This window comes from Blastococcus goldschmidtiae, assembly GCF_031845325.1.
Lineage (GTDB): Bacteria > Actinomycetota > Actinomycetes > Mycobacteriales > Geodermatophilaceae > Blastococcus > Blastococcus goldschmidtiae.
The window spans coordinates 15,140-34,155 of record NZ_JAVREI010000012.1; the positions used below are offsets into that span (position 1 = coordinate 15,140).

The window sequence follows — 19,016 nt, forward strand, 5'->3', positions numbered from 1 at the left end:
CGGCGCGGGCGGTGGCTGCGCGGCGTGGTCCGTTGCGGGGCCCGATCGCTGGTGAGTGAGGCGTCAGCGACGGTTGTGCACAACAACCAGTACCGCATGTTGTCGCATCTCGCCGCGATTCCGCCCGGCGCTGACCTGCTCTTTTGTCGCCAGATCACGATCAGGTCACGGGGCGCACCAGTGGTGCGGGCGCGCGTGGCGGCACGAGTTCGGCCGCTCCCTGCGTGGTCTGGTGCGCCGTCCGGATCGCCGGGCCACCGCCCCGGCGATCCGGGACCCACCAGGGAGCGAACGTGCAGCTCACGTCCTCACCTCGTCGCGCGCTCGGCCTCCTGGCCCTGAGTGCGGTCGGGATGTCCACCACCGTCCTGAGCCTCGGCGGTGTCGCCCAGGCGGCCGCCGTGGAGACGACGGACCCGTTCGCCGTCACCTACGACCACGACGGCGCCACCGACACCTGGACGGTGCCGGCCGGCTACTGCTCCGTCGACTGGCTCCTCGAGGGCGCCGAGGGCGGCGCCGGTGACCAGGGCGGGCCCGGCGCGTCCGGCGGAACCCTGAAGCTGACGACCTACTTCGACGACATCGCGGTCCCCACGACGTTCACGCTGGCGCCCGGCGCGGTCGGTGGCGACGCGACCACGGGCGTCGCTGGAGCCGGTGGCGTGAGCCCGCTCGACCCCGATGTCAACGGCGGCGCGGGGGCGGTCGGCAGCGACACCATCGCCGCGGGCGGCGGCGGCGGGGCCGCCACGGTCGTCACCGGTTCCGACAACTCCGAGCTGATCGCGTCCGGGGGCCGCGGCGGAAGTGGCGTCGGCGAGCTGGGCGGCATCGGCGGCAACGGCGAGGTCAACTACTACTGGGCGATGACCAGCGATCCCGGGGTCGACGGGGTGGGCGACGGCGGCGCGGGCTCCATCTCCGCCACGGCCAACCTCTGTGCGCCGGCGACGCCCTCCGCCTGGCTGGTGGGCGACGACGGCAAGCTGTCCGTCCACCTCTCCGAAGGTGTGGGCGGCGAGGCCCCGACCACCGGCTACCAGTACACCCGCGACGACGGCGACAACTGGCTCGCCCTGCCGACGACCACCGTGGACGGCCGGCTCGTGGGCACGATCTCCGGGCTGACCAACGGCACCAGCTACACGGTCCAGGTCCGCGCGATCGCCGGGAACGGCGCCCACAGCGAGGCGACCGCCCCCCAGACGGCGATGGCGTACAAGCCGATCGGCGCACCGACCGACGTCGTCGCCACCGCGGGCCCGTCCTCGATCGTCATCACCTGGGACGCCCCGACGACGGCCGGTTCCTTCGAGCTGGCCGGGTACGTCGTCGGTGGCGACGCCAGCTCCGCGGACGGCACCGACGGCGCCAGCGGCATCGCCTGCGAGACGGCGGCCGACGTGCGTCGCTGCGTCCTGGTGGCCGAGCCGGGGTGGACCCACACGTTCGGTGTCACCCCCGTCGACAGCGCCGGTAACCCGGGCGTGCACTCGGCGTCCGTCACCGTGACCGACGTCCCGCGTTCGGTGGTCTCCCCGACCCTGCCCGAGGCCGACGGCGCGCTGACCAGCAGCGCCACCGACGGCAAGGTCGTCGCCGGCTCGGAGATCACCGTCTCCGGCGCGGGTTTCCTGCCCGGCTCCACCGTCGCGCTCGTCGTCTACTCCACCCCCGTCGAGCTCGGTGACGTCGTCGTCCTGGCCGACGGCACGTTCAGCGCCACGGTCACCCTGCCCGCGGACCTGACCGACGGCGTCCACCACGTGGTGGCCTCCGGTGTCGACGCCGACGGCAACGTCCGCAACCTGGTGGTCGAGGTGACCGTCTCGGGCGGCACCGCCGTCCTGGCCAACACCGGCTTCTCCGCCCTGCCGGTCCTCGGTGCCGGCGGCCTGGCCCTGCTCGCCGGTGGTGGCCTGCTGGTCGCCGCGCGTCGCCGCACGGCTGCCTGAACCGCACACCGCACCCCCGGGAACCCGGGCCACTCCGCGAGGAGTGGCCCGGGTTCCTGCGTTCCCGGCCGCGGACCCCGCGCGCCGTGGCTGCCGGGGCGGTCGGGCCCGCCGGGGCGGGCGGTGCCTGCTCCGGCGAGGGGCCCGGGATCCGGGTGGCGGCTCCGGCGAGGGGACCCGGGCTCCGGGTGCCGGCTCACCTAGCATCGGCGGGTCGGCGGACCAGCCACCGAGCAGCACGGACGGGACCGGGGGAGCGGCATGGCGGACCCGGACGGGGACCGGCGCGGGGACCGCACGGAGCGCTGGGACCGCGTTCCCGAGCTCGGCGGGCCGCCGCTGCGGGGCCGCCCACCCGTACCCGCCCGCGTCGGGCTCGTGGACGCCCCGCCGCCCGTCGACGACCCGGCAGAGGACGACGTCGACCAGGACAACGCCGCTCCCCGCCGGCGGGATCCGCTCTGGCGCACCGCCGCCCGGGGGGTCGGCGAGCTGCTGGTCACCGCGGGCATGGTGCTGCTGCTGTTCGTCGTCTACGAGGTCTACGTCACCGACCTGCTGACGGCGCAGCGGCAGGACGAGCTGAGCGAGGACCTGCGCGAGCAGTGGGCGTCCGAGTCGCCCGCCGCGCGGCGGGCGCTCACCCAGGTCGAGATCGGCGACGCCTTCGGGGTGCTGCGCATCCCGCGGCTGGGCGAGGACTACACCCGGGTCGTCCTCGAGGGCACGGAGGAGGAGCAGCTCTCGCAGGGCCCGGGCCACTACGTGGACTCGGCGATGCCCGGCGAGGAGGGCAACCTCGCGCTGGCCGGCCACCGGGTCGGCAAGGGCTCGCCGTTCCTCGAGCTGGACACCATGCGGCCCGGTGACCCGATCGTCGTGGAGACCGCCGACAGCTGGTTCGTCTACCGGGTGCTCGGCGACCCGGCGACCGGCGACGTCGACGCCGACCCGTCGGGCATCCCCGGGATGCACGTCGTCAGCCCGGCCGCGGTCGAGGTCGTCTCGCCGACGCCGAACGCGGCCGCGGGCGCGGCGCCCTCCGGCGCCTACCTGACGCTCACCACCTGCCATCCCCGCTACTCCGCGCGGCAGCGGCTGATCATCCACGCGCGTCTCGACGGCGGTGCGCTGAGCAAGACGCAGTACCCCGACGGCCCCGACGCCCTGTACGAACGCTGACCGGGGAGCCCCGCATGTACAGCTGGATCTGGCGCCATCTGCCCGGCGGCACCGGGAGCAAGGCGGTGCTCTCGCTGGTCCTGGTGGCCGCGGTGGCCGCGCTGCTGCTGTTCGTCGTCTTCCCGTGGGTGGAGCCCCGGCTGCCGTTCAACGACGTCACCGTCGACTGATCGCTCCCCATCTGCGGGGAACGAGGGCTCGGGACGGCGCCGGTAGGGCCTTCTTCCCCGCACATGGGTCCGAGGCGTGCGCGTGAGAAGGGCGACGGCGTCAAGGTTGCGAGACCGCAACGATCGCCGGAAGCGCCGTCCTCGGGTGGCCGACCTGCGCGGACGGGTGAAGGGTCGAGGGCGGACGACGACCCTCGATGCACCTGGAGGCCCCCGTGCGCGCCATCCGACCCCTCGCGCTGGCTGCGACCGGCGCCCTCGCGCTGAGCGCCTGCGGTGGCGGCGAGTCCGTGGACACCGGCGGCGGCGGGGGCGGTGGTGACAACACGCTGGTCGCCGCCGTCAGCGCCCAGCCCGACCAGTTCGACCCGCACGTCACCAGCGCCTACGCCAGCTTCCAGGTCCTGGAGAACGTCTACGACACCCTCGTCGTCCCGAATCCCGAGGACCTGACGATGGAACCGAGCCTCGCCACCGACTGGGAGACCAGCGAGGACGGGCTCACCTGGACGTTCAACCTGCGTGACGACGTCACCTTCCACGACGGCAGCGAGTTCGACGCCGCCGACGTCGTCTACTCCTTCAACCGGATCATCGACGAGGAGCTGCAGAACGCCTACCGCTTCGAGAACGTCGAGTCGGTCGAGGCCGTCGATCCGCAGACCGTCGAGATCACCGTCAGCCAGCCCACTCCGAACCTGCCGGCGCTGATCGGTGGCTTCAAGGGGACCGCGATCATCCCGGAGGGCGCGGCCGAGGAGTACGACCTCCAGACCGAGGCGGTCGGCACGGGGCCGTTCACGCTGGGGAGCTCGGACGCCAGCACCACCGAGCTCGCCGCCTACGAGGACTACTGGGGTGGCGCCCCGAGCATCGACGGCGTCGAGTTCCGCTACGTCACCGAGCCGGCCGCCGCGCTCACCGCGCTGGAGACCGGCGAGGTGCAGTGGACCGACAACGTGCCGCCACAGCAGATCGAGGCCCTGCAGGGCAACGCGGACGTCGAGCTGGCGAGCATCCCGAGCGTCGACTACTGGTACATGTCGATGAACTACGCCCGGGAGCCGTTCGGCAACCCCGCGGTGCGCCAGGCGATCGCGACGGCCATCGACCGGGAGGCGGTCACCGAGGCGGCGCGCTTCGGCGCGGCCCAGGCCAACCAGACGGCCATCCCGGAGGGCAACTTCTTCGCGTCGGACTACGCGCCGTTCGATGCCGACCAGGAAGCGGCGCGCCGGTTGCTGGAGCAGTCCGGCGTGCCGCTGCCCATCGAGATGGGGCTGATGGTCACCGACGAGTACCCCGAGACGGTGACCGCAGCTCAGGTGATCGCCAGCCAGCTCCAGCCGATCGGGATCGACGTCGAGGTCCAGACCGTGGACTTCGCGACCTGGCTGGACCGGCAGAGCGAGGGCGACTTCGACGCCTTCATGCTGGGCTGGCTGGGCAACCTGGACCCGTTCGACTACTACCACTCGCAGCACATCACCGGTGGGGTGAACAACTACCAGGGCTACAGCAACCCCGAGGTCGACCGGCTCCTGCAGGCGGCGTCCAGCGAGACCGACCGCGAGGCCCGCAAGGACCTCTACGACGAGGCCGTCCGCATGATCGTCGACGACGTCTCGTACCTGTACCTCTACAACCCCAACGTGGTGCAGGCCTGGGAGCCCGACCTCAGCGGCTACACCATCCGACCCGACCGCGCCATCAACTTCGAGGACGTGGAGCTGCCCTGACCGGTTACGTCGTCCGGCGGGTCGGCCAGTCGGTGGTCGTGCTCGCCGGTGTGAGCGTGGTGGTGTTCGCCCTGGTGCACCTCGTCCCGGGCGATCCGGTCCGGCTCGCCCTGGGCACGCGCTTCTCCCAGGAGAGCTACGACGCGCTGCGCGAGCGCTCGGGCCTCGACCAGCCACTGATCGAGCAGTTCTTCACCTGGCTGGGCGGGGCGGTCACCGGCGACCTCGGGGTGAGCTTCCGCAGCGGGGACACCGTCACCTCGCTGATCGCCGAACGGCTGCCGGCCACGCTGACGCTGGCGTTCGCCTCCATCCTGGTGGCGCTGCTGATCGCGATCCCGCTGGGGACGGTCTCCGCGCTGCGGCCCCGGTCGGTCGTCGACCGCGTCGCCACCGTGATCAGCCAGTTCGGCATCTCGGTGCCGGACTTCTGGATGGGGATCGTGCTCATCCTGGTCTTCGCCGGGACGCTGGGCTGGCTGCCGTCCGGCGGGTACGTGCCGCTGAGCGAGGATCCGCTGGCCTGGCTGCAGCGCCTGATCATGCCGGCGGTGGTGACCGGCGTGGTGTCCGGCTCGGTCATCACCCGGTTCGTGCGCTCCAGCGTCCTGGAGGCGCTGGGGTCCGACCACGTCCGGACGGCGCAGGCCAAGGGGCTCGCCACCCGGCAGGTGTTCACCTGGCACGTGCTGCGCAACGCCCTGCTGCCCCTGGTCACCGTCACCGGCGTGCAGCTGGCCTACCTGCTCTCCGGCGTCGTCGTCGTGGAGATCGTGTTCTCCTGGCCGGGCCTGGGGCAGCTGGCGCTGCAGGCGGTCCAAGCCCGCGACTACCCGGTGCTCCAGGGTGCGATCCTGCTGTTCGCGGTGGTCTTCCTGGTGATCAACCTGGTGGTGGACCTGCTCTACACCGCCATCGACCCGCGGATCCGCCGATGACGCACAGCCGGGTCCTGCTGCCATGACCGGCGCACCCGTCCCCGAACCGGGCAACTCGCCGGACACCCCGGCGGGGGCGCCCGGTGCCTCCCCGGCCGCCACGCTGCGGCCGGCCCGACCGCGCTGGCGCGAGACGCTCGGCCTGCTCGCGCGCAACCCGACGGCGCTGGTCGCCGCGCTGGTGCTGCTGCTCATCGTCGTGGTGGCGGTCTTCGACGACACGTTCGCGACGCAGGGCGCCAACGAGATCTCGGTCGAGGACCGGCTGCAGTCGCCGAGCTGGGAGCACCCGTTCGGCACCGATGACCTGGGGCGCGACATCCTCAGCCGGGTGATCCTGGGGGCCTCGGTGTCGCTGAAGGTCGGCTTCCTGGCCGTCGGGTTCGCCCTGGTGGTCGGCAGCCTCATCGGCCTGCTCGCCGGCTACTACGGCCGGTGGGTCGACGACGTGCTCATGCGGTTCATGGACGTCCTGTTCGCCTTCCCCGCCGTGCTGCTGGCCATCGCCGTGCTCGCCGTGCGCGGGCCCGGTTCGGGCAACACCGCCCTGGCGATCGGCATCGTCTACACGCCGATCTTCGCCCGCGTCACCCGGGCCAGCGTGCTGGGTGTCCGGGAGGAGGTCTACGTCCGGGCCTCCCGTTCGGTGGGCGCCTCCGACCTGCGCATCCTCACCCGGCACATCCTGCCCAACGCCGCGCCACCGATCATCGTGCAGACCTCGATCAGCCTGGCCTTCGCCGTCCTGGCGGAGGCGGCGCTCTCCTTCCTCGGCCTGGGCACCCAGCCGCCGAACCCCTCGTGGGGGTTGATGCTCGCCGAGGGCCGCGGCTTCATCGACCTGGCCTGGTGGCTGGCCTTCTTCCCGGGGATGGCGATCTTCCTGACCGTGCTCTGCTTCAACCTGCTCGGCGACGGGCTGCGCGACGTCCTCGACCCGAGGCAGCGGACGCTCATGGGCTCCGGAGCGGGCGGTATGGCCGCCGGGGCCGCCGACACCGGAGGGCCGTCGTGACGGCGGCGCCGGGCCCCGCGCAGCCGGTGCTGGAGGTCGAGGACCTGCGGGTGCGGCTGCGCACCCCGCGCGGTCCGGCCGACGTGGTGAACGGGCTCTCCTACAGCGTCGGCCCCGGCGAGACCGTGGCCGTGGTGGGGGAGTCGGGCAGCGGCAAGAGCGTGTCGGTGCTGGCCCTGCTGGGGCTCCTGCCGGCGCGGGTGGCGACGGTCACCGGGCGGGCGCTGCTGCAGGGCGAGGACCTGCTCACCATGAAGCCGGAGCGGCTGCGGCAGGTCCGCGGGCCGGGTGCCGGCATGGTGTTCCAGGACCCGATGACCTCGCTCAACCCGGTCCTCACCGTCGGCCGGCAGCTGGTCGAGGGCATCCGTGCGCACAGCGACATGGACAAGGCAGCCGCCCGGCGCCGGGCGGCTGCCCTGCTCGGTGAGGTGGGGCTGCCCGACCCCGTCGGTGCGCTGGACCGCTACCCGCACGAGCTCTCCGGCGGCATGCGGCAGCGGGTCATCATCGCGATCGCGCTGTCGAACTCGCCGGCGCTGCTCATCGCCGACGAGGCGACGACGGCGCTGGACGTCACCGTGCAGGCGCAGATCATCGACCTGGTCGCCAAGCTGCAGGCCGAGCACGGCACCGGGGTCATCTGGATCACCCACGACCTGGGCGTGGTGGCGGGCATCGCCGACCGGGTGCTGGTGATGTACGGCGGGCGGTGCGTCGAGGACGGCACGGTCGACGACGTCCTGGAGAACCCGTCGCACCCCTACACGCGGGGGCTGCTGGGCGCGCTGCCCGACCTGGCGCAGCCGGCCGTCGACGGCGTCGTCCCGGACCTGGTGACGGTGCCCGGCGTGCCGCCGGCGCCGACCGACCTGCCGGAGGGCTGCGTGTTCTGGCCGCGCTGCCCGGTGCGCGGCGACGCCCGCTGCGAGACCGAGCAGCCACCGCTGACGGTCATCGGGTCGGCGGACGTGGCCCTGCCGCACCGTGCCGCCACTTGGTGCACGGAGGCCGCGCCCGGCTCCGGGAGCACGGCCACTCCCGTGGCTCCGCACGCCGGAGGAGGCTCCCGATGAGCGACGACGTCCTCGTCTCCGCCCGCGGGCTGGAGGTGCACTTCCCGGTCGGCGGGCGCGGGTTCCGCAAGACGCCGACGGGCGTGCTGCGCGCCGTGGACGGCGTCGATCTGGACATCCTGCGCGGGGAGACGCTGGGCCTGGTCGGCGAGTCCGGCTGCGGGAAGTCGACGCTGGGCAACGCGCTGCTGCGCCTGGTGCCCTCGACCGGCGGGACCATCAGCTTCGACGGCACCGACCTCACCGGGCTGCAGGGCCGCAAGCTCAAGGAGCTGCGTCGCCGCGCCGGCATGGTGTTCCAGGACCCGTTCGCCTCCCTGGACCCCCGCCGCACGGTCGCCCAGACGGTGAGCGAGCCGCTGGAGGTCCACGGGCTGCGCACGGGCCGGGACAAGGCCGCCCGCGTGGCCGAGCTGCTCGAGCTGGTGGGGCTGGACCCGGCCGTCGCGGGCCGCTACCCGCACGAGTTCTCCGGCGGTCAGCGCCAGCGGGTGGGCATCGCCCGGGCGCTGGCCGGAGAGCCGGACTTCCTGGTCTGCGACGAGGCGATCGCCTCCCTGGACGTGAGCGTGCAGGCGCAGGTGCTCAATCTGCTGCGCCGGCTGCAGCGGCAGCTCGGGCTCACGCTGCTGTTCATCTCGCACGACCTCTCGGCGGTGCGGCACATCTCCGACCGGATCGCGGTCATGTACCTGGGCCGGGTCGTGGAGATCGGCCCGGCGGACGCGGTCGGCACGGATCCGCAGATGCCCTACACACAGGCGCTGCTCTCCGCGGTGCCGCTGCCGCACCCGAAGCTCGAGCGACAGCGCAAGCGGATCGTGCTCACCGGCGACGTCCCCTCACCGGCCGCCGTCCCCAGTGGCTGCCGTTTCCGGACCCGGTGCCCGTACGTGTTCGAGCCCTGTGACGACGTCGATCCCGCGCTGCAGCCGGTCGGGGCGCCCGGCCAGCAGGCGGCGTGCCACCTGCACGGCGTCGTCGGCACCCCGGCGACCGCCCCGGAGGGCGTCACCGCCCAGCCGTGACGAAGCGTCCTCCCTCACCGCCGAGCGTCCTCCCTCATCGCCCACAGCGAGGGAGGAAGCGCCGCGATCAGGTCACCTGATCCTGGCCGCGATCAGGCGGCGTGGTTCACCAGCCGGGGCCGGGCGGCGGCGAGCCCGACGACCAGCTGGAGGACGACGGCGGTGAGCATGAGCGCCAGGCCCGGCCCCCACGCCCCGGTGGCGTCGTGCAGCAGCCCCACGCCCAGCGGGCCGGTCGCGGCGAGCAGGTAGCCGACGCTCTGCGCGGTCGCCGACAGCCGGCCGGTCTGCGCGACGTCGCGGCTCCGGGCGACGATCAGCATCATCGACAGCGGGAACGCCGTGCCGCTGCCGATCCCGTAGAGCACCGCCCACAGCAGCGGCGCCGAGCCCGGGGCGACGAGCAGCCCGACGATCGCGACCACCACGGGCAGGGTGCCCAGCAGCACCCACGGCTGCTGGCCGGGGCGGCGACCGGCCAGTCCCGGGACGACGAGGGCCAGCGGCACCGCCAGCCCGGTGGCGACGGCGAGCAGCCCGCCGGCCGCGACGGCGGAGACGCCGGCCTCCGCCTCCAGCACCTCGGCCAGCCAGGTGAGCATCGCGTAGAACGACAGCGACTGGAACCCGAAGAACAGGGTGACCGCCAGCGCCACGGGGTCGCGCAGCATCCCGGTCCGGGCGCCGGACGGGGCGGCCCCGGGCCGCGGGACGCCGCGTCGCGCACGGGCCAGCGCCACCATCGCCAGCAGTGCGACCAGCACCAGCACGCCCCACAGCAGCAGGCCTGCCGTCGCGCTGCCCGCCGCGGTGGTCAGCGGCCGGGCGAGCCCGGCGCCGATGCTGGCCGAGCCGGACATCGCGGCGGTGATCAGCCCGAGGACGACGGCGGCCCGGGCGCCGTACTCGGCCCGGGCGACGGCGGGCAGCAGCACGTTGCCCACGGCGATGCCGCCGCTGAGCAGCACGGTGCCGGCGAACAACCCCGGCGCCCCGGCGACCCGCAGCAGCACTCCCGCCGCGATCAGCGCCACCCCGGCGAGCACGGCGCCGTGCACCCCCCACCGGGCGGCCAGTGCCGGCGCGAACGGCGACACCAGCCCGAAGCAGACCAGCGGCAGCGCGGTGACGACGGCCAGGGAGCCGGTGGACAGGCCGAGCTCGTCCCCCAGCTCGCCGAGCAGCGGGCCGACGGCGGCGAAGGGCGCGCGCAGGCACAGCGCGACCAGGACGAGCGCCACGGCCGGCGCGACGATCCACCACCGGCGCCTCGACGTCCCCACCTGGCCGGCCTCCGCCGAGAGCCCCTGCGACACGTTCCCCCCGCTCCGCCGCACGGCGCGCGGCGTCCCGTCATTGTCGGTGGCCCGCGGGCGCGACCGTCGGGCGGCTCGAAACCGGCCACCGGGAGCGCCTGCCCCGGAGGGGGGAGGCCGCCGCTCAAGGACCGGCTACCGCGCGCCGACCCAAGGTCCATGCGGATCAAGGGCTTCGCCCGGCGTCGGCACGGCACCCCGTTGTGGCTCTACCTGACGGCTCTGGTGCTCGTGCCGCTGGTCGGCGTGGTGGCGCTGACCTACGCGCTCGTCCGCATCGCGGTGCAGGAGGCCGACAGCGCAGCCCGCTCGGAGGCCGCGGTCGGCACCCTGGCCCGGCTGCACGCCGCCCGCAGCGCCGTCGTGCGCGAGATCGTGCCCACCCTCTCCCTCGTCATCATCGACAGCCCGGCCAGCACCACGCTGCTGGGCCCGGGCAGCGACATGGTGTCCGGGCTGCGCGGGCCGGCGATCGACCTGCTGAAGCAGAGCCGCGCCTCGACCGATGCGGCACTCGCCGAGATCGACGCCGGGTCCATCGCCGCGCCCGAGGCGGCAGCCGTCGCACGTCGCATCGCATGGGTGCGGGCGGCCGCCGACGCCGGCCGCGGCGAGCCCGCCGATCTCTACGACGACTTCCTGGCGGTGGCCGACGGCCTGGAGGCCGCCCAGGCGCGGGCTGCCGCGGCCAGCAGGGCGGACCAGGCGCCGGTCGCGACGACGGCGGCCGTTCACGACGTGCAGCTCATCGCGGACGTCGCGATGGTGGCCAGCCGGTTGGTGCCGGAGTTCATCGGCAGCCAGGTGGTCGGCCTGGGCAGCGGCGACGAGACGGAGTGGGCCGCCGACTGGGGCACGTACCAGCACGCCGTCGAGGACCTGGCCGAGCTGTCGCAGGACTCCCTCGCGACGCAGTGGCGGGCGGTCGCGTCGACACCGGAGATGGTGGGCGTCGACGACATCCTGGTCCGTCTTTCGGGCGACCGATCCAGCGGGCTCTCCGTGCCGGAGCTGATCGCGCTCGTGACGCAGGCAGGTGCTCGCGACGTGCTGCTGACCGATCTCCTCGACACCGCCGTGCAGCGGGCCCAGGAGCTCTCCACCGCCGACCGCGAGGCGGCCACCGGCCGGCGGGACCGGATGCTGGCCGCCGCCGTCCTGCTGGTGCTGGCCTCGCTGGCCGGCGCCGTGCTCGTCGGCCGCACCGTGTCCAGGGCCCTCCGCCTGCTCGCCGACGAGGCCGAGCAGATCAGCCAGGGTCAGCTCGTCGACATCACCCGTACCGGGCCCCGCGAGGCGCGCACCGTCTCCGCGGCCCTGACGACCACCGTGGCGGGGCTCCGCCGCATCCAGGACCAGGCCGCCGCCGTCACCCGCGGGGACCTCTCCGCGCCGGTGCTCGCCGAGCCGCTCCCCGGACCGCTGGGGGAGCTGCTGCACGCCTCGGTGGAGCAGCTGGTGGACTCCGTCCGCGAGCGGGAGGAGCTGCAGGTCGCACTGGAGCACCAGGCCGCCCACGACCCGCTCACCGATCTGCCCAACCGCACGCAGGCCCGGACCCTCACCACCGCCGCGCTGCACCGTGGCCGGCGGGCCGGCACCATGACCGGTCTGCTCTTCGTCGACCTCGACGGGTTCAAGGCGGTCAACGACCGGCACGGTCACGCCACGGGCGACACGGTGCTGCGCGTGATCGCCGACCGGCTGCGCGCGACGCTGCGCCCGGGGGACGTCGTCTGCCGGCTGGGTGGCGACGAGTTCGTGGTCCTGGTCGAGTCCGTCTCCGGGGAACGGGACCTCGTGGAGCTCGCCGAGCGGCTGATCACCACGGTCAGCCGGCCGATCCGCCGGTCGGGCCAGGAACTGCGGGTGGGTGCGAGCGTGGGCATCGCGGTCACCCAGGACGCCGGCATCGACGCCGACGCACTGTTCGCCGAGGCCGACGCCGCGGTCTACCGCGCGAAGGCGCACGGCCGGGGGCGGGTGGAGCTGTTCGACGAGGTGCTCCGCACGCAGCTGTCCGCGCACGCCGAGATGGAGGAGGCGCTCTCCGCCGGCCTGGCCGCGGGCGAGTTCGAGGTGCACTACCAGCCCGTCATGGCCCTGGGCTCCGGCCGGCTGGACGGCTACGAGGCCCTCGTCCGCTGGAACCGCCCCGGCGTCGGCATGGTGCCGCCCAACGATTTCATCCCGGTGGCCGAGACCAGCAAGCTGATCTGCGATCTGGACCGGTGGGTGCTGCACGAGGCGACCCGTCAGGTCGCCGAGTGGCGGGCCGAGGACCGCGCGGCCGCGGGGCTCACCGTCGCGGTGAACGTCTCCGGCCGCCACCTCTCGGACCCGCGTGTGGTCCGCGACGTCACCGACGCCCTGCTGGCATCCGGGCTGCCCCCCGAGCTGCTCGTCGTCGAGGTCACCGAGACGGTGCTGGTCAACGAGCCGGCCGCGTTCGGCCATCTCGTCGCGCTCCGCGAGCTGGGGGTCGCCGTCGCCATCGACGACTTCGGCACCGGCTACACCTCCATCGGCCAGCTCGCCGGCATGCCGGTGGACACGCTGAAGATCGACCGCAGCTTCATCGCCTCGACGGACTCCGGCCACGCCGAGCTCGTCGCCCTGATGATCCGCGCCGCGCACACCTTCGGGCTGACCGTGGTCGCCGAGGGCGTGGAGGACGACGCCCAGCTGGAGTGGCTGCAGGAGCAGCGGTGCGACTACGTGCAGGGCTACCTGCTCTCCCGCCCGCTGCCCGCAGCGGCCGCGGCGGAGGCGTGGCGGGCGGCCCTCGCGCCGACGTCCTGACGCCGACGTCGTGAGGCCGATCGGGGGCACCGGCTAGCCTCGGTGCCGCCAGGAGGGCTCGCCTAGTGGCCGATGGCGGCGGTCTTGAAAACCGCTATGGGGTAACACCCATCGTGGGTTCGAATCCCACGCCCTCCGCTCCAGCGGACGGCCGACGATGTGCGCTCAGGGCCGGTTCCGGGCCGGACAGCGGCCACCGGCGCACATCGTCGCCCGCCTCACCCCTCGTCGCACTCGAGGTCGAGCACCGACTCGGGGAAGTGGTGTTCCCCTCTCCTATGAGCCCCGCCCTGGGGCTGTCATAGGGAGCGGGTGCACGCGCTCCTGCCGTCGTGGGTCACGGGGCCACGCCAGCGCCGGTCGACCGGGTGCGCCGATGCGCCGTTCCCGGGGCGAGAACGGCGCATCCGCGCGCCAGGTCGCGTCGGACGAGATCTCCGACACGCCACGTGCCACGTGCGTCCCTGCGTCACCGAGCTCTCGCACAGGCTTTTCACGCTGGTCAGGCGGCTGTTTGTCGACAAGACGGTGCGCCGGACGTGGGGTCACCGCACCCCGGGAGGGGCCCTCGCAACGATCCGGTGACGGGGCGGTCACATGCGAGCCGCGGACCGCCGATGGAGAAGCCGGAGAGCCCTAGCGTCTGCCCTGTCCGCGGCACTTCCCCGCCGCGGCATAGGCGCTGAGGAGTACCCGCGTGACCATGGGCGCGACGCTGGTCTGGCCGGCAGTTGTGGTGCTGGGCTTCCTGCTCTTCACCGGGTTGGTGGTGGTTCTCGGAACGAGCTCCACGGCCAGGTACGAGTTCGAGCGGAACGGTGCGCAGCAGCCCGCGCGGGCGGCCACCCCGCGGTCGGCGAACCACCCCGCCGGCCGTCGTGCCCCCGCGCGTTCCGGTGACGCGGCAGCAGCCCCGGCCCGGGGTGGCTCCGGCCGGTCGGGCAGCGTCGCGGTCCGCCCCGCGCCGGCAGCGGTCGCCGAGGGCGGTCCCACCTGGTGGCTGGTCGGGGAGTCCGCCCAGGTGCTGGCCGGCCCGTTCTCCGACCGGGTCGACGCCGACTGGGCCGCCTTCGCCGGTGAGCTCCCCGCCGTGGCGGTCTTCGGCACGCGGCGCACCGACGGCACGGTCAAGCCCAAGCCCTCACCGGAGGAGCGCGCCTGGCTCGGCGAGCTGGGCCGGCACCTGGACCGGCTGCCCGCGGAGTGGGACGACCTGCTCACCGACACCGACCCGCTGACCACCCTCGTCGTCGAGGTCGCGGCGGCCCTGGTCGAGGCGGGGCTGCCGCTGCACGACCCGGGAGACGGGCAGGCGGGCGGCGGCGTCTGTCTGGTCCCGGATCAGGACGCGGGCGGGCTCCTGGTCAGCTGGCGCCCGCACGACCGGATGAGCCTGCAGCACTCGCGGGGCGCCACCGCCGACGAGGCCGTGCAGCGGCTGATGAACGCGGCGATCCTCGACGTGCTGGAGCAGCTCGGCTTCGTCGTGGAGCCGGCCGGGGCCACCGCGTGCGCGCTGGTGACGGCACTGCGTTGACCGACCGGGTCGGCCCGCTCCGCGCCGGGCTGACCCGGACGGAGGTCTTCCGGAGCGTTCGCTCAGACAGGCTCGGGGCTGAGCCGGCCGGCGTGCTGCAGGACGAGCTCGCCGCCGTCCTCGGCGAAGTCGATACGCAGACGGCGCAGCACGTCCAGCCCGGCGTCGTCGGCGGCCTGCACCCCGGCGAGGTCGAGGACGACGCGACGGTGCCCGCCCTCGCGCAGCGAGTCGGCGGTGCCCCGCAGCAGGTCTGCGCCCTGGGCGGTGAGGTGCCCGCTGGCCCGGATGAGCCCGATCCGCAGGTCGACGGTCTCGGACAGCATCACGCCGCGCTCCTCTCGCGGGCGGTCTCCAGCCGGAGCACGCGCCACAGCCCGGTCCGCCGCAGCAGGTCGACGGTGCGCCGGTTGGCGCCGCGCAGGACCACCGTGCCGCCGCGCGCACGGCAGATGCGGTGGGCCCACAGGAAGCTGGCCACCGCGGTGCTCGACAGGTTCTGCACGCGCGTCAGGTCGACGACCAGCCGCCGGGCGCCGGCCAGCAGCGCGTCGTGCAGCAGCCACCGGACGTCGGCCAGACCGTCTTCGAACAGCGAGTCGTCGAGCTGGATGGTCACCTCGTCGCCGGACGCGTCGACCCGGCCGGCGGCCGCAGGGCGGGCAGCAGCGGTGGTGGTCATGCGACATCTCCTCGACGCCGGGGGCGGGAGACTCAGCGTCGCCGAGCGTTGTTGCGATCCGCTGGGACGGTGCTTTGCGATCGCATGACGCTGCCCACCGCCTGGGCGGCCGGTCCCACGGCGGTGGCAGCATGTCGGCCGTGCCCCTCCGTCTGCTGGTCGTCGAGGACGACGACTCGATCCGCACCGCCCTGCGGTGGGCGCTGGAGGACGAGGGCTACGACGTCGCCGAGGCGGCATCGGGCGAGGACGCCGTGCGGGCGGTCGCCATGGCCGCACCCGACCTGATGGTCGTGGACCTGATGCTGGGCTCCATGGACGGGTACGCCGTCATCCGCGACGTCCGGCGCGATCACGACCTGCCGATCATCGTGGTCAGCGCCCGGGCCGACACGCACGACATCGTCGCGGCCCTGGAGGCCGGCGCCGACGACTACGTGACGAAACCGTTCGAGGTCAAGGAGATCACCGCGCGGCTGCGGGCGCTGCGGCGGCGGGCCGGGGGCGCCAGCTCCGAGCGGCCGCCCGAGGCGGTCGTGCTCGACTCCGATCCGGCCGCGCCGCTGGTGCTCAACGAAGGCCGCGGCACCGTGCACCGCGGCGAGGAGCAGCTGCCGCTGACGCTCACCGAATTCCGGCTGCTGTGCGAGCTCGCCGGCTCGCCGGGCCGGGTGTTCAGCCGTCAGGCGCTGCTGGAGCGGGTCTGGGAGCACGGGTTCTTCGGCGACGAGCGCATCGTCGACGTCCACGTCCGCCGGCTGCGCACGAAGGTCGAGAGCGATCCGAGCGCGCCACGTCTGGTGGTCACCGTTCGGGGGCTGGGTTACCGGCTGGATCCCCAGTGAGCGACAGGGACATGAGCATCGCAGCGAGGCGGCCGCCGACAGGGAGGGAGCATCGCAGCGAGGAACGAGCGAGGAGCGGATCGACCGCGGAGGCGGCCTGGGCGCCGGAGCGAGGAGCGGAGCGGCCCGCCGGAGCCACTGCGGAAGCATCGTGAGGCTCGCGCTCGGGCCGCGCGGGCTCCGGGCGCGCATCGTCCTCGGGTTCGCCGCGGTCACCCTGCTGGTGTCGGTCGTGCTGGTGACCACCACGTTCCTGCTGGCCCGCAGCTACCTGCTCGACCAGCGGGAGGCGTCGCTCACGCGCCAGGCCTTCGCCGACGCGAACGTGCTCAACAGCCGGCTGGCCACCGCCGGCACCGACGTCGGCGAGCTGCTGACCGAGCTGGTGCCCTCGGGGGGAGCCGACGTCGTCCTGCGCAGCGGTGACTCCTGGTACTCCTCCACCCTCGACGTGGGCGCCCGCGACGTCCCCACGGAGCTGCAGGACATCGTGGCCGGTGGCGCCGCCGGGACCGTGCGCATCGACGCGCCCGACGGGCCGGCGCTCGTGGTCGGGGTGCCGCTGCGCTCCGTGGGCGTGGAGTTCTACGCCGTCGGCCGGCTCACCGAGCTGCGGCAGGTGCTCGCGACGCTGTCGGCGGTGCTGGCCGCGTCGGCGGTCGCGGCCACCGCGGCGGGCGCGGGCGTCGGCGTGTGGGCCAGCCGGCGGGCCGTGCAGCCGCTCGAGCAGGTCGCCGTCGCGGCCACGCGGATCGCCGGGGGTGAGCTGGCCACCCGGCTGCCGCCCACCGACGATCCCGACCTGGTCGCCATCGTGGCGGGGTTCAACAGCATGGTCGACGCGCTGAGCGCCCGCATCGAGCGCGACGCGCGCTTCGTCGGCGACGTCAGCCACGAGCTGCGCAGCCCGCTCACCAGCCTGGTCACCAGCGTCGAGGTGCTCGGCGCCCGCCGCGAGGAGCTGTCGCAACGAGCAGGGCAGGCCCTGACGCTGGTGGAGGGGGAGCTGCGCCGGTTCCGCCGGATGCTCGACGACCTGCTGGAGCTGGCCCGCCTGGACGGCGACGCGATCGTCGAGTCCAGCCGGCCGGTGTCCATGACCGCACTGGCCCGTGAGGTGCTCGCGGTCACCGGCCGGCCCCCCGAGCTGCTCGACGGCGACCCCGACGAGGAGACGGTGGTGCGAGGCAACAAGAACAGCCTGGAGCGGGCCCTGCGCAACCTGCTCGACAACGCCGACCGGCATGCCGGCGGATCGCGCCGGCTGACCGTCCAGCGGCTGGACGGCACCGTCGTGGTGTCCGTGGACGACGCCGGGCCGGGCGTACCGGTGGAGGACCGGGAACGGATCTTCGAGCGGTTCGCCCGCGGGGCGGGGGCCGCGCGCCGCTCGCTGCCGGGCGCGGGTCTGGGACTGGCCATCGTGTCGGAGACCGCGGTGCGGCACGGCGGCGCCGCCTGGGTCGCCGACGGTCCGGAGGGTGGGGCGCGCTTCTGCCTCTCGCTGCCGGGGGAGCCCACGTGACCGGCCGGCGTGCGGGCTGGGCGGCAGCGGCAGCCGGGCTGGTGGTCGCCGTCGCCGCGGGGTGCGGCGTTCCGACGGGCGGCCCGCCGTCGACGATCGCTCCGACGGACGTGCCCTACGGACTGGCCGCACCCAGCCCGACGGCCACGCCCACGGCACCCCCCGAGGCGAAGGTCGACACGTCGCGGGTGCACTGGCTGACCACGGAGGGCACCCTCGTGCCCCGCGTGCGCGAGGTGAGCGGGACGTCGCGCCGCGAGCGGCTGGCCTACCTCCTCGATCAGCTGGCCGCCGGGCCGACCCCGAGCGAGCGGGACGAGCAGCTGTCCACGTCGCTGCCGCCGGAGGTCCGGCTCAGCGTGTCCGGCCTGGAGGGCGGCACGGCGACGATCGACCTGGACTCGTTCGCGCAGGCGCCGGCCGGGGTCGCCGGGCGGCGGGCCGTCGCCCAGCTCGTCCTGACCGCGACCAGCGTCCCGGGCGTGGAGTCGGTGCTGCTCGAGCTGGCCGGCGAGCCGATCGAGGCCCCCTTGCCCGCAGGGGAGCTGACCGCCGGACCGCTGACCGCCGAGGACTACGCGGCCTTCCGGACTCCCGCGGCGGTTCCCGAATCCGCGGAGGCCCAGCCGGAGGTGCCGGCGACCCTGGACGCACCGGGCGCCGACGCACCGCCCGCCGACGCACCGCCCGGAGGCGAACCGGCCGCTCCGCCGTCCTGACCGGCCGGGCCCGCGGCGACGGGCGCCAGCAGCCAGGCCTCGATGACCAGGCCGCGCAGCGCCGCCACCTCGTCGAGCCGCCGGGGTAGCCGGCGCAGCGGACCGTCGGCCGTCCGGCAGGTCACGGTGACGGGGCAGCGCACCTGGCTGCCGTCGGGTGGCGGAGCTGCCGCGCCCGGGAAGGGCAGCACCCGGTCGGCGAGCTCCGCCCAGCCGGGGAGGGCGCGCGGCACCGAGGTGAGCACGGCGAGGTCGCCGAGCCAGCCGGCGTCGTGCCCGGTCACCAGCGACCCACCCGTGCGTGGCCACGGGACGGGCGAGGGGACGACGCGCACGCGGGCGCCGAGGGCGGTGAGCACGCGGGCGGCGGTGCACATCTGCAGGCGCTGCCGCCGGCGCGCGCCGGTGCGGACGAGCACCCCTTCGGCGGTGGCGCCGGCGACGACGACGGCGAGGGAGAGGAGACGGGTGGACCTCGGGACCT

Annotated in this window: 16 protein-coding genes and 1 tRNA gene; 14 read left to right on the forward strand and 3 right to left on the reverse strand. The window is 74.4% G+C overall.

Annotated features, from left to right (window positions below; translation table 11 throughout):
- Nucleotides 1-293 precede the first annotated feature (293 nt).
- From RM425_RS15485 to RM425_RS15520, 8 genes are all read left to right on the forward strand, one after another.
- Nucleotides 294-1,958 (forward strand): fibronectin type III domain-containing protein, encoded by a 1,665-nt coding sequence (locus tag RM425_RS15485; RefSeq protein WP_311346116.1) that lies wholly within the window; start codon nucleotides 294-296, stop codon nucleotides 1,956-1,958.
- A gap of 261 nt (nucleotides 1,959-2,219) precedes the next feature.
- Entirely contained in the window at nucleotides 2,220-3,140 is a 921-nt protein-coding gene (locus RM425_RS15490) for a class E sortase (protein ID WP_311346117.1), read from the forward strand.
- Nucleotides 3,141-3,154: 14 nt separating this feature from the next.
- Entirely contained in the window at nucleotides 3,155-3,310 is a 156-nt protein-coding gene (locus RM425_RS15495; protein ID WP_311346118.1) for a hypothetical protein, read from the forward strand.
- 215 nt (nucleotides 3,311-3,525) lie between these two features.
- Complete coding sequence (locus RM425_RS15500; protein WP_311346119.1) at nucleotides 3,526-5,049, forward strand: ABC transporter substrate-binding protein; 1,524 nt, start codon at nucleotides 3,526-3,528, stop codon at nucleotides 5,047-5,049.
- Nucleotides 5,046-5,987 (forward strand): ABC transporter permease, encoded by a 942-nt coding sequence (locus RM425_RS15505; protein ID WP_311346205.1) that lies wholly within the window; start codon nucleotides 5,046-5,048, stop codon nucleotides 5,985-5,987. Before RM425_RS15500 ends, RM425_RS15505 begins: the two co-directional genes overlap by 4 nt.
- A 22-nt stretch (nucleotides 5,988-6,009) precedes the next feature.
- Nucleotides 6,010-7,002 (forward strand): ABC transporter permease, encoded by a 993-nt coding sequence (locus RM425_RS15510; protein WP_311346120.1) that lies wholly within the window; start codon nucleotides 6,010-6,012, stop codon nucleotides 7,000-7,002.
- Nucleotides 6,999-8,078, forward strand: coding sequence for an ABC transporter ATP-binding protein (locus RM425_RS15515; RefSeq protein WP_311346121.1), 1,080 nt, complete (start codon nucleotides 6,999-7,001; stop codon nucleotides 8,076-8,078). The genes RM425_RS15510 and RM425_RS15515 overlap by 4 nt, the downstream gene beginning before the upstream one ends.
- Nucleotides 8,075-9,106, forward strand: a complete 1,032-nt coding sequence (locus RM425_RS15520) for an ABC transporter ATP-binding protein (protein ID WP_311346122.1) — start codon at nucleotides 8,075-8,077, stop codon at nucleotides 9,104-9,106. Before RM425_RS15515 ends, RM425_RS15520 begins: the two co-directional genes overlap by 4 nt.
- A 92-nt stretch (nucleotides 9,107-9,198) precedes the next feature.
- Here RM425_RS15520 and RM425_RS15525 read toward each other — a convergent pair whose 3' ends face one another.
- The gene (locus RM425_RS15525; RefSeq protein ID WP_311346123.1) at nucleotides 9,199-10,422 is read right to left on the reverse strand and encodes an MFS transporter; all 1,224 of its coding nucleotides are present in this window, start codon (nucleotides 10,420-10,422) and stop codon (nucleotides 9,199-9,201) included.
- Between the two features lie 159 nt (nucleotides 10,423-10,581).
- Between RM425_RS15525 and RM425_RS15530 the strand changes: the two genes are divergently transcribed.
- The 3 genes from RM425_RS15530 (at nucleotide 10,582) to RM425_RS15540 (ending at nucleotide 14,761) form a co-directional block, all read left to right on the forward strand.
- Nucleotides 10,582-13,224 carry a putative bifunctional diguanylate cyclase/phosphodiesterase gene (locus tag RM425_RS15530; protein WP_311346124.1) on the forward strand — a complete coding sequence of 881 codons (2,643 nt, stop codon included), beginning with the start codon at nucleotides 10,582-10,584 and terminating at the stop codon, nucleotides 13,222-13,224.
- A gap of 51 nt (nucleotides 13,225-13,275) precedes the next feature.
- Nucleotides 13,276-13,362: transfer RNA gene (locus tag RM425_RS15535), tRNA-Ser, on the forward strand.
- Nucleotides 13,363-13,927: 565 nt separating this feature from the next.
- Entirely contained in the window at nucleotides 13,928-14,761 is an 834-nt protein-coding gene (locus RM425_RS15540; protein ID WP_311346206.1) for a hypothetical protein, read from the forward strand.
- Nucleotides 14,762-14,823: 62 nt separating this feature from the next.
- Here the strand turns inward: RM425_RS15540 and RM425_RS15545 are convergent, their stop codons facing one another.
- Nucleotides 14,824-15,087 carry an STAS domain-containing protein gene (locus RM425_RS15545; protein WP_311346207.1) on the reverse strand — a complete coding sequence of 88 codons (264 nt, stop codon included), beginning with the start codon at nucleotides 15,085-15,087 and terminating at the stop codon, nucleotides 14,824-14,826.
- Entirely contained in the window at nucleotides 15,087-15,443 is a 357-nt protein-coding gene (locus tag RM425_RS15550; RefSeq protein WP_311346125.1) for an STAS domain-containing protein, read from the reverse strand. The genes RM425_RS15545 and RM425_RS15550 overlap by 1 nt, the downstream gene beginning before the upstream one ends.
- A 131-nt stretch (nucleotides 15,444-15,574) precedes the next feature.
- Between RM425_RS15550 and RM425_RS15555 the strand changes: the two genes are divergently transcribed.
- The 3 genes from RM425_RS15555 to RM425_RS15565 all read left to right on the forward strand — a co-directional run bounded on the left by RM425_RS15555 (nucleotide 15,575) and on the right by RM425_RS15565 (nucleotide 18,532).
- On the forward strand, nucleotides 15,575-16,288 hold the full coding sequence (locus RM425_RS15555) for a response regulator transcription factor (protein ID WP_311346126.1): 714 nt from the start codon (nucleotides 15,575-15,577) through the stop codon (nucleotides 16,286-16,288).
- 151 nt (nucleotides 16,289-16,439) lie between these two features.
- A complete protein-coding gene (locus tag RM425_RS15560; protein ID WP_311346127.1) occupies nucleotides 16,440-17,813 on the forward strand; it encodes a sensor histidine kinase in 1,374 nt (457 codons plus the stop codon).
- The gene (locus tag RM425_RS15565) at nucleotides 17,810-18,532 is read left to right on the forward strand and encodes a GerMN domain-containing protein (protein WP_311346128.1); all 723 of its coding nucleotides are present in this window, start codon (nucleotides 17,810-17,812) and stop codon (nucleotides 18,530-18,532) included. Before RM425_RS15560 ends, RM425_RS15565 begins: the two co-directional genes overlap by 4 nt.
- The last annotated feature ends 484 nt before the right edge of the window (nucleotides 18,533-19,016 follow it).